Raw genomic sequence first — 10,026 nt, forward strand, 5'->3', positions numbered from 1 at the left:
AGTTATTAGTGGCTGGTTCACGCCAATGGTCTGTGACTAAGAAAAACAGTACCCTATCCCATGGGCTGTTTGTAGACGCTCTGCATTCATTCCAGCCGCCACCAGTTTCTTGCGGACTCGACTCAAATGCATATCTAAGCTCCTATCGTATTTCTGAAATTCTCGCGAGAGAACGCGTTGATACAAATAGTCTTTACTCAGGATTTGATGCTGTTGAGCCACCAGCGTCCAAAGCAGCTTAAATTGGATGGGCGTAACAGAGATAATTTGTCCATCATAGATCACCTCTTGCTGCTTTTTATCCATCACCAATTGATCAACAATCATAAGCGAATGGTGAGAGGAGGCTGGTTGTTGTGCTGTGCGCCTAAGTATTGCGGCTGTTCGGCACACGATTTCGCTAAAGGGTTGCTGGCGAGTGATGTAATCATCCGCACCGTAAATAAAGCTATTGATACAGGTGCGTTGGCAATACTCTTCAGCCAACAATACGATCGGAATAGATGTCTTTTGGCGCAGATTTTTGAGTAAGCAATGCCCTTTCATTTCAGGAAGTGAGCTTGATAGCATCATAAGTTCAGTCGCCAGTTGCTCTTCAAGCGCTAACGCCTCGCCAGAAGATACACACCATCGCGCCAAGAAACCTTTGCGTTGAAGTTGATCAACGAGTGCTTTTCCGTATTTCTTATCAGGCTCAACAACCAGCAAAGTGTGTCCGTACTGCGCTACTTGTGCATTCATTACGCCATCCGTAAGGTTTCATCGCCCGATAATGAGATCGATTATCAATATCATTACGTTTTATGAAAGAGAATCACACCACAGATTAGATCAAGATCACACTATTAGAGTCTAGTAAGTTAGGCGGCTGTGTTATTTCCCTTATGAATACATATGAAGGTTTTGCTTAATGGACTCAAGTGCAGCTTTGTCCACCAATAAGGTTTTCTTCACGTCATTACCAAACCATTCCAGCGACGCTGTTGAATCTTCGTTTCTCAACACCTCTGGTAAGAATCGATGATAATCCATCGCTCCTTCTAAAAGCGGAACCATGCCATATCGACTCCCTGCAGGGGAGTAAACATTGTGCGGCGAGAATACATTCAATTGCTCTCTCGAACGCACATTTTTTAGATGATAATGACCAACACAATGCGCTACACGTCGATGGAAGGCGACAGGATCTTCACCAGCCTCCCAAACATGTAAGGTATCAAAATTCAATTTCAATGCAGGGTGATTGACCTCATCCAACAACTGGAGAGTTGAATTTGGCGTATCGGCAAGCGTCCCAGGATGAGTTTCCACTAGCACATCTATTCCTAAATCGGCGGCATAACAACAGATCTGATGCAGGCGGCGCGCCATCGATTTTCGCTGTTTAGCATCAACACAATCGCTCGCTTGATGTCCCGCAAAGGTTCGTACTTTTGATGTATCCCAGTAGTTGGCAAGACGGCAGATATGCTGACATTTTTTCTCAGCTTCTCGTTCATCACCAACGATGGGCAAATAGTCACTTAACATAGAGATAGATAGCCCCATCTCATTGATCCATTTGGCATCATATTGAGGCTGGTGCTCTAAGCCAAGCGCGTGAGCCCCCCAAAGCTCAATGCCTTGAAAATCATGACTCCTCGCCCACTCTGCGATGTTCTCTAGGGAAACCAAATGGTGTCGAAATGAAATAGTGCAAATAGACAGTTGCATATCACACAGCCTCAGCACAGTTTTCAACAACCAAGTCATTGAGTTCGCACCAGTCTCTGTAGACTTCATGAAGTCGCTTTTTAATGCGCATTTCGGTTTTGTTTTGCTTGTTTAGCAGTGCGTAAATACCGACTTGAAGAGACAGGTCATTCGTCTCGGCAAGTTTCATCATTTGATACTGAATCGAAGAATAAGTCTGAATCAGCTCTTCAATCACATCGCACCACCGCTCAAAATCATCATCTGAGAGACCTAAGGCTCGCCAGAAAAATGCGAATCCATGCTCATAGGCGTATTTGCGCACGGCAATAACACGAATTTCACGCACTGCGAGGTGCAATGCCGACAAAGCTACGTCATTGTCGCCGGACGTATGGGCGTGGAGAATGGTGCGAATGGCATCAGTCAGTGGGTTCGATGCCGCGATAAAACATGCTTCGAAATAGGCTTGCACATCTTCGGGCTTCGCATGCTTTAAACCCTGCTCGTCAAACACATAACCGCCGGCGACACTCGGCTGTGTAATGGCATTAAAGACGCGCTCTCGCTCAAGTTCACCCTCCCAGCGAAAATCAGGATCTAGCATCATGATCTTTTTAGGATCGTCCGTGTTTTCTAACATGACGTAGTGAGGAAAAGGGTTCTGGCTAAATTTATTTTCTCGTTCAGGCAGTTGGTACATATCCAACATCACCATAAGATTTGTTGTATTTGATTTATCGGATAGCAACCTATTCATTACTTGAATGTTTTCTTGCTTAGACGCACTTTCCGTATACCAAGAATCTAGACGAACACCATAGAGCCGCTGATACCACGAAAGAAACTGTTCATGATTGATATCGTCGGAATGGTATTGAAGCCGAAAGTCGTCACTGATGGTGAAAGTTGCATCCCACACGCCAAAATAAAACGGACGGTGATCGATCCCTTTTCGCTTCAATGACTCACACACACAGCTAACAAAGCAATGCACTTTTACGTCTTCAAACTCTTCAGTGACAGGATCGTCGAACACCTCATTTTTCCTGTTAACTCGGCACAGAAAATCAGCCAAGCTAGATACGGTTATATAGTCTGCAGCCGTGATATTTTGCTCCGGCACACTTAGCCCTAGATCGAGCTCTAAATGAAGAATTAACTGGAGAATTAGCACCGAATCTAGATAGAGGTCCTCATTTAACTTTGCCGACTCACTAAAGCTACTCATATGTCGACTTTGCATATTTTCCATCAATACCTGTCGGATTGCTTCAATGATTTCTTCGCGCTGCATGGTGCCTCCTTAGCCTATTGCTGGAATTAGAACTTTACTTTGTGAGAGTGCTTTTCGATTAACTTTGCCGTTCGCCATTTTTTCAATCTCCTCACATTGCTCAATATCCACGGGCAATTGATAAGCCGCTAATCTAGTACCGCACCATTGGCGAATACGACTCGGCTCAACCTGATTTGACGCAATAAACTGCAGGCAAACACGCTCTCCTGAAAACGAGTCTGGGCGTTTAAAAACAATCGCTTCTGTCACTTCTGGAATTTCCAACACGACATTTTCGATGTCTTGCGGATAAACGTTTAGCCCAGAGACATTGATCATGTCATCACAACGAGAAACGAAACAAAGCTCGCCCTTATCATCGAGATACCCAAGATCTTGCGTGCGAATTACCCATTCGCCTTTGGTCACCAAGATTTCTTCTGGGAAAGCCTCACTTTTTCCGGCTGTCACATTGAGATGCGGAAGCGGTAGCCCCATTTGATTTGCTGCTTGCGTATATGGATTGATGGCGATACATCCGGCCTCTGAGCATCCATATTGCTGGAAGACATGTTTCGTTTTCTTTCTAAGCGCATCAAACCAAACACCTGGAAGCACCGTGCCCGACGTCATCACAGCATGTAGCACCTGATCTTTAGGATAGAGTTGAACAACAGAATGAATTAACGCTGGTGACGAATACAAAAGATGATTGGGCGTGCTCAGCAAGGTTTTTAACAAGTACTTTGGGTTGATGTTATTGATGATTACGGGTGTTACCCCACGCTCTAACGCAACAAACACACCTGCAATCAGCCCATAAGAATGCGTAATAGGACAGGCAATAAGTGGCGTCATGGTTTGAGGGGCACTGAAGAAAGACACATAGCTTTCCACTTCTTCGGCTACTGATTGCCAAGTACGGGTAATGACTTTTGGTTCACCCGTTGTTCCTGAACTGGTTTGAACGAGCACCGCACCTTTATCTATCGCGCTGTTTTGCAATGTCATCGCAGGTTGATGCTTATCGAAAAGCAAGAAATGGCACTTAGCTCGGTTTGCGAGTCGCTTGGCGGCAAGTCGAGGCGTTGGTGAAAATATGGGATAGAAAGACCCCCCATGTTCACGTAAGTACAGACACACAGATAGTACGTAAGCAGAGTCACCGCTGCATATCGCAAAACGTTTGCCCGCACAGTCACCAAGAATGGGATCGGCTTTAAATGTCTCGTAAGCGTCATGAAAATATTCATGACCATAGAATTCATCGTTAACGAAAATCATAACGTCCCTACTTTTAAATGTGCTCGATGGATAGTGGATTTGGAATAGAGTGATGACACTCGCCGCGGCTCCCCTTCAATTTTCTTGTCATAAGAGACTCGGTGAGGATTTCAGGCGATCGGTATCCCAGCAATGACAAGCGTTCTGAAAGTTCTGGATGATTCTTTTCATACTCATCGAGTTTGCTAGAAACCCGGAGCCAAAATTCACGCTCGGACAAGGGGTAGAAAATGCTAATAAGGTGTGAAACTTCAGCAAGGTTGTAGATAAACAAGGTATCCATGACCAGTTCTCGCAACAGTTCAACCGAACTCATTGCGTAGTAATCATCAAGCGGGGCATCGAGCAGCGAAGGTTCGATTTCTGCAAAATTTGGAACCGAGTCAGCATCACGAATAAATGTTGTGTTGTATTCGACGCTTTCATGAAAATCTCGAACAATAATGCGCTCAGGCCAACCATCACGATGCACCAGCACCAAGTTCTGACCATGGGGTTCGATCCCGATACCGTGCTTAACCAGCAGATGCCAAATGGGGATTACCGTCACTTCGATAAGCTGCTCTATCCATGCATCAAGTCCATAACGTTCAACCCAACCTGCAATGAACGGTAAGCCATCATTTTCAACCATCATGATGGCATTAAATGGAATGGCGTCATCTCCCTCTTTTAAGTGACTATTAACACTTTCTCTATAAATAACAGCCAACTGGCCTAATTCAATTGATGAGGTGACGTCTAACGAATCATCGGAGAACCTAGCGCCAGCGTACTCATTGAGAATGCTCAAGCCTATTAATTCGACATCGCTATCAATGACATTTCGAAGCCATTGAGATACATGAGGTGCAAGGCAAACAGAGTGCGCCGCCAAGTTTCGATGCGAGGACGTATTAACCATATTCATTGGCAACTTTACGTTTGGGTGCAGTGGTACGTCTTTATTCAGTAACGTTCTAACAGATTGTGTTGCCGTGTATTTATCCGCGCCAATTCCAAGAAATATGATGTCTTTGTTCTCAAGGTGATTCGCCAGCCAACCGTCTTTTAATTGCTGCCATTGCCAAGGGTGGATAGGCAGTAAACCATAGTCATCCCAAGTTTCATCATGCGCATTTAACGCGCCAGACAGTCGGCTCCATTGACCATGCCCAAGTTCATTTTTCCAAAAATGAGCTTGGTCAACAGGCAAGGCTTGCTTGAGGTATGAATGACGAATAGCCAACCAATACAGGTTAAATGTATTTCCCGCTTCCGGCCCAAAGGCTCGATGAGCCGCATCATCAAAACCCGTTCGGGCTTTAAAAGAAGGGTGATAAGGATGACCTTCATCTAATTGATGTTCTAGATCCGAGTAACTTGATGAACGTCGTGAAAGCCGCTTGGGTAAATGCTGAGAGTTCCAACGGCTTAGTTGTACCGTTTGAATAAATTCTTTAATGAGTGCTTTCTTGATGTCTTTCGTTGTAGGGAGGTCATCAATAATTGCTAACCACTCGATACTCACATCAATGGATCGTTGATTTATTTTCAAGCTGTTGATGATTAATCGATACCGGCCAAACGCACCAATCTTCCCCTTCACGCTGTATTCACCGCTTCCCATCACCCACGAGAGCTCTTCAATACAAGGTGAAACCGATACCTCAACATACTTTTCAAACAGTAGAGCTTCTAGTAATTGCTTAATCACTCGTACTTCTGGCGGCAGCCGTTCGCATTTAGGCAGAGGCATAGCAAACCTCCGTCGCTTCTTCTAAGCAGGTCATTACAAGTGGATTGGGAATTTGGCAGTAAATGGCTTGCTCGTTTTCGACGGTGAGTTCATCAACATCATGAACGCGAGTAAGTAAGTTTCCTTTAGCAGGAATATTGGATTGAGAAAGCAACTGGTCGACAAATAACGTACCTGCTCCCGTAAATACGCGACGCAATGCCAAAAGGCGCTGCTGAACGAAGCTGATCAGTATTCTTTCGTCGACCAAGCTGTCTGCTCCCATACGACCAATAATCGAGAACAGGTTATTAATCAGAAGGTAATAGGCAAATCGGTCACAAATAACGTCATCGTCAAAGTAAAGATCATCAACAGTAACGGACTCAGGATCCATGGCAGCAAGGTGGTTCCTGTAAGCGTTCGACAAGTAGAAACCTTGGTTATCTCTGAAGTAATAGATTGATGGATAGCCGTCTTCTATATGAAGAACACTATTTTGCTGGTGGGCTTCCAAGGCGATGCCATGCTCATCATAGAGTTTTAACATAGGCTCTATGCTGCATTCCCAATACTTAGCAAACCATTTAATGGATACTTGAGATAACGAGGATGTTTCCCTGAGTGCAATGGCTTTTACAAATCGAGAAAGCATAGAAATATCGTCTAGAAGCGCTTCTTGGGTTAGCGCCGCAATGGTGACGACATTGGTATCCCTGCCTTCAGAGAATGGGTTTTCTCTAATGATGACTTCAAAGCCAGTTTCGCTTTGCCCTGGTAAAACAACCGTTATGTATGCCGGATCCGTAATGATTTTGAATTGAGGATAGGCTTCACTGAACCTAGTTTTACGATAAAGCGCTGCCATCACTACACCGGCATCAAGCTCATGCCTTTTATTCACGCGTAATGAGTTCGTGATTTTGACAGGTAACGAGAACTTGTACATCCAAGACAAATGCGCGTTGTAGAGTGAACGAACCGAAGACGTTGCGGTGAACTCAACACCTTGAATACCTAAATCAACGACTAAACCATCCTCCATCAACTGGCGAACATTCGGTTGATGAAGCAGCCATTGAGCTTGTAGTGGATGCATAGGTAGAACCAAATGATCATCTTTTATCAGTGATGATATTGGCAATGAAGACGTGATGATCTCTTCTGCTGAAATCGTCAGCGCAGAGCGCTGACATATTAGGTCTCTTGCAATACTGAAATAGTGCAGCGCGAAGCTCCCCTTAGTTTCAGGTGCATAATAGGCATGATGGTAATCAAGCATGCCTTGCCGACTTTTAGGCGTTGGATGTTGCCAATGTCCATACAACAGCGATTGTTCCGCATCGATAAAATCGGTGCTGGCTAGCTTTGTATCGCCAAGTCTGCGTGCAATATAGGCCTCCATCAATGATCGACTTTCAGTCACTCTAGAGAGCAGTTCCTGTTTGTTCGTTTCACGCTGAATGTTAAATGTTGAAAAGATATTGGATGAGAAAATGGTGTCGATCAGGAGACGCACAGCACTAGAGAAAGGCACTTCCTGCCAGTCGCCACTCAACGAGTTGAATAGATAAGCGCAGGAAAATTGGTGGCAGCCTACCAAGGTGCGGTAACTAACGACAATGGCAAGTTTAGTGCTTTGGTTAGGCAAGGGCGTTTCAACCACCCAGGCACCGTTTTCAAATGAGATGTTGTTCTCCGCATCTTGCCATTGTTTCGCGGTATACCAATGCCCTTCATCTATCTCTTTTAGGTAGCAGTTGAAGAATGCCTGAAATGATGCAATCTCTGCGATGACTTTTGCGTTTTGGCTCAAAATGACCTCACCTTAAAAGCAAGTAACACTGTTTTAAGCGCTACACTCGACAAGGCTGAGAACTCTAATTGATATTAATTATCATTTCACTAACTGTTACCTTTGTTACAACACCCCACTAGAAAGATCCCAAATTCATATTCCCCTCATAGATAGAATTCCTCCACTCGAACAAGATATTCGTTTTATCGTAAAGCCTGACTTTCTATGACTTCTCAAACCCGAACAACTGATGCTCCGATCATCCCGACGTTCTTCTATTTCGCGATACCATCTCTCGTTGGATTACTCGCAATCTCCAGTGCCAGTATTGTTGATGGGATATTTGTTGGACGCTATCTAGGAGCAGGGGCACTTGCCTCAATTAACCTGCTTATTCCTTACTTTACGTTTATGTTTTCCGTCTGCTTAATGATTGCGATAGGAGGTACGGTATTAGCGGGAAGGTATATAGGTGAAAAGAAGCAGAAAAAAGCCAATGCCATCTTCTCCCAATCTCTACTCTGTGCTGGGCTATTTACGGTTTCAATGGCACTGTTAGTGACACCAAACAGTGAGTATCTTTTTGAAGCGCTCAATGCGCCCCCTTCTATACGCCCAGCCATGGATAGCTACTTTGGGATTATGTCTTACTGCCTAATCATCCAGTTAAGCGCCATGGTGTTGTACTACTTTGTACGTGCAGATGGATTTCCCGTATTAGCAACAACGGCTCTGATTATTGGCGCACTGACAAACATTGCGCTAGACGTGCTGTTTCTTGGCTATTTAAAGCTTGGCATCGAGTGGGCTGCTTGGGCAACAACCCTTGCGCAGTGTATTCAACTCGCTATATTGCTGTGCTTTTTTACACGAAAGCACAGAACTCTTACGTTCACGTTAAAAGGACTAAAACTCAAAGAATCAGCACGTGCACTCATCAACGGTTTCTCTGAATTTATTAATGAAATATCCGTAGGTATCGTGATCTTCACGGTTCACTGGCTCTTACTCATTGAAGGTGATAATGCGGCTATTGCAGGCTTTTCTATTGCCAATTATGTGCTTTTCATCAGTATGATGGCGTACTATGGAATTGTTGATGCGATCCATATTCTGGTGAGTCAAAACCTTGGGGCTGGGCATATTCGTCGTATCAGACAGTTTATGTTATTAGCGGCAATAACGATTATAAGTGTTAGTAGCGTACTCGTCATAGTCTGTACTCTGTACCCTCATCAGCTCTCTCAGTTGTTCCTATCAGAAGCAGAAGACGTTTCGCAACAAAGGGCTTTGCTATATATCAAGATCATTTGGCCTTGCCTCTTGTTCAGCGGCCTCAATGTTTTAATCTCTGCCTACTTCACAGCAATACAAAAGCCAATACAATCAACAGTTATCGCACTCAGCAGAGGGCTGCTGCTCCCAGTACTCTTCCTTCTGACCTTCTCAATATACTTTAAGCAAAAGCACTTTCTTACTGCCTTACCGATCGCCGAATTTGTCACGCTAACGGTAGCAATTACCTTGTTTGTGATTCACCAAAAAAGGCAGAAACCATCCAGTATTGCTTATGTCTAAGCCTCTAAACGTCAAAAAGCCCAAGCATAGTTGCTTGGGCTTAAGATAAATGGTGGAAACGAGAACAAAGTGACGCAGTGATATCCGATAAAATACCCCGCTATTGTTAGCGAGGCTTCTTAATAAATGGCGGATCGGCCGGGGGCGCGCACGTCCGGGACTCAAGCCGAAGGCTCGTGAGAGTCCATCTACAAAACCCTCAAACGATAAAAAGCCCCGCTATTACTAGCGAGGCTTCTTAATATATGGCGGAGCGGCCGGGGGCGCGCTCGTCCGGGACTCAAGCCGAAGGCGCGTGATAGTCCATCTACAAAACCTACAAACGATAAAAAGCCCCGCTATTGCTAGCGAGGCTTCTTAATATATGGCGGAGCGGCCAGGGGCGCGCTCGTCCGGGACTCAAGCCGAAGGCGCGTGATAGTCCATCTACAAAACCTACAAACGATAAAAAGCCCCGCTATTGCTAGCGAGGCTTCTTAATAAATGGCGGAGCGGCCGGGGGCGCGCTCGTCCGGGACTCAAGCCGAAGGCTCGTGAGAGTCCATCTACAAAACCTACAAACGATAAAAAGCCCCGCTATTGCTAGCGAGGCTTCTTAATAAATGGCGGAGCGGCCGGGGGCGCGCTCGTCCGGGACTCAAGCCGAAGGCGCGTGAGAGTCCATCCACAAAAACCTAC

Annotated in this window: 7 protein-coding genes; 1 reads left to right on the forward strand and 6 read right to left on the reverse strand. The window is 45.1% G+C overall.

From position 1 onward, the window contains the following. Positions 1-36 precede the first annotated feature (36 nt). The 6 genes from LRP50_RS22875 to LRP50_RS22900 all read right to left on the reverse strand — a co-directional run bounded on the left by LRP50_RS22875 (position 37) and on the right by LRP50_RS22900 (position 7,788). Positions 37-741 carry a response regulator transcription factor gene (locus tag LRP50_RS22875; RefSeq protein ID WP_274166733.1) on the reverse strand — a complete coding sequence of 235 codons (705 nt, stop codon included), beginning with the start codon at positions 739-741 and terminating at the stop codon, positions 37-39. 141 nt (positions 742-882) lie between these two features. Next, positions 883-1,713: a sugar phosphate isomerase/epimerase family protein gene (locus LRP50_RS22880; protein ID WP_274166734.1), complete on the reverse strand. Its 831-nt coding sequence runs from the start codon at positions 1,711-1,713 to the stop codon at positions 883-885. Between the two features lies 1 nt (position 1,714). Continuing rightward, the gene (locus LRP50_RS22885; protein ID WP_274166735.1) at positions 1,715-2,989 is read right to left on the reverse strand and encodes a DUF6005 family protein; all 1,275 of its coding nucleotides are present in this window, start codon (positions 2,987-2,989) and stop codon (positions 1,715-1,717) included. 9 nt (positions 2,990-2,998) lie between these two features. Further along, positions 2,999-4,255 (reverse strand): AMP-binding protein, encoded by a 1,257-nt coding sequence (locus tag LRP50_RS22890; protein ID WP_274166736.1) that lies wholly within the window; start codon positions 4,253-4,255, stop codon positions 2,999-3,001. A 13-nt stretch (positions 4,256-4,268) separates the two neighbouring features. Further along, positions 4,269-5,993 carry an IucA/IucC family protein gene (locus LRP50_RS22895; protein ID WP_274166737.1) on the reverse strand — a complete coding sequence of 575 codons (1,725 nt, stop codon included), beginning with the start codon at positions 5,991-5,993 and terminating at the stop codon, positions 4,269-4,271. Further along, complete coding sequence (locus tag LRP50_RS22900) at positions 5,980-7,788, reverse strand: IucA/IucC family protein (protein WP_274166738.1); 1,809 nt, start codon at positions 7,786-7,788, stop codon at positions 5,980-5,982. The genes LRP50_RS22895 and LRP50_RS22900 overlap by 14 nt, the downstream gene beginning before the upstream one ends. A gap of 207 nt (positions 7,789-7,995) precedes the next feature. Here LRP50_RS22900 and LRP50_RS22905 point away from each other — a divergent pair, with 207 nt between their 5' ends. Next, on the forward strand, positions 7,996-9,348 hold the full coding sequence (locus LRP50_RS22905; RefSeq protein ID WP_274166739.1) for an MATE family efflux transporter: 1,353 nt from the start codon (positions 7,996-7,998) through the stop codon (positions 9,346-9,348). Positions 9,349-10,026: the final 678 nt, after the last annotated feature.

It is taken from the genome of Enterovibrio gelatinilyticus, from assembly GCF_028683095.1.
Lineage (GTDB): Bacteria > Pseudomonadota > Gammaproteobacteria > Enterobacterales > Vibrionaceae > Enterovibrio > Enterovibrio gelatinilyticus.